Genomic DNA, 956 nt, shown 5'->3' on the forward strand with positions numbered 1-956 from the left:
CGACGTCCCCCCGCTTTCAGTAGCGGGGCGATTTAGAGTCCGGGGTGGATGGTAGTGGCTGCCAGTTGCTTCGCGTAGGCGCTCGGTGTCAGTCCGCCCAATGCCTTCTTTGGCCGCTCCTCGTTGTATTCCCGGCGCCAGGTTTCGATGACGGTCCGGGCGTGCAGCAGGTGGGTGAACCAGTGCTCGTTGAGACACTCGTCGCGCAGACGGCCGTTGAAGGATTCGACGTAGGCGTTCTGGTTCGGCTTGCCGGGTTGGATCAGACGAAGTTGCACACCACGTTCGTGCGCCCAGGTGACCAGGGCCTTGCCGCAGAACTCCTTGCCGTTGTCGGTACGGATCACCTGCGGCAGGCCGCGGGCGAGCGCCAGACGGTCGAGCACGCGCCTCACGCTTAGCCCGGAGATCGCGCGCTCGACCTCGATCGCGACGGCCTCGTGGGTGGCGTCGTCGACGATCGTCAGGCACTTGATGGCCCGACCTTCGGCGGTGCGGTCGAACACGAAGTCCATCGACCACACCTGATTGGCCGCCAGCGGCCGGATCAGCGGCTGGCGTTCGCCCGGCAACACCTTCTTGCGCTTGCGGCGCCGCACCTGCAGCTTCGCTTCCCGATACAGCCGTTCGACGCGCTTGTAGTTCACGAGCAGCCCCGCCTGCCTGAGTTTGAGGTGGATCATCCCGACGCCGTAGCGTTTGTGCCGCTGCGCCAGCGCCAGGATCCGCGCCCGCAGTTCGACATTGCGGTCCGAACGCGGCGCATAGCGGTAGGCGCTGGCGCTCATGCGCACCACCGCCAGCGATCGCCGCTCGCTCAGCCCCTTGTCCACCAGATGCCGCACCAGCTCGCGCCTGGCCGGTGCGGTCACCACTTTTTTCGCAGGGCGTCCTTGATCACGTCGTTCTCGAACACCTGCTCGGCCAGCAGCTTCTTCAGCCGGGTGTTCTCCGCC

1 pseudogene is annotated in these 956 nt (G+C 66.0%); it reads right to left on the minus strand.

Annotated elements, in window-relative coordinates:
• Positions 1 to 32: 32 nt before the first annotated feature.
• Positions 33 to 956, minus strand: a pseudogene (locus FQY64_RS14655) (IS3 family transposase); the annotation flags it as partial.

This window comes from Vulcaniibacterium thermophilum, from assembly GCF_007923255.1.
Taxonomy (GTDB): Bacteria; Pseudomonadota; Gammaproteobacteria; order Xanthomonadales; family Xanthomonadaceae; genus Lysobacter_F; species Lysobacter_F thermophilum.